This is a genomic window from Pseudomonas sp. AC463 (assembly GCF_979253585.1).
On sequence record NZ_CEEDDZ010000773.1, the window covers coordinates 1 to 260 of the forward strand.

The 260-nt window shown below is 60.0% G+C and carries 1 protein-coding gene; it reads right to left on the reverse strand.

Annotated elements, in window-relative coordinates:
- Positions 1-229 (reverse strand): hypothetical protein (locus AC0IYH_RS32320; RefSeq protein WP_471838411.1); only part of this gene is annotated, 229 nt, incomplete at its 3' end.
- Positions 230-260 lie beyond the last annotated feature (31 nt).

The window sequence follows — 260 nt, forward strand, 5'->3', positions numbered from 1 at the left end:
GCTCCAAACCCCTGATGCGAGCCTGCGTGGTGGTGCCCAGCACTGACGGGCTATCGACGGCAGGAGCATCGTCCGCGACCCTGACCGTCGTGAAGAAGCCACCACCGCTGTTCTCGCGGTCGCTGACTTCGGCCACTTCTAACTGTCGTCTGAGTGCGGGTGCGAGTTCTGGCGTTTCCAAGAAGATGGCTTGAAGCGCCGCGACTTCAAGATCAGTGAATGCTGACATGACTGCAACGTAGCACGACGATGGTGCGATG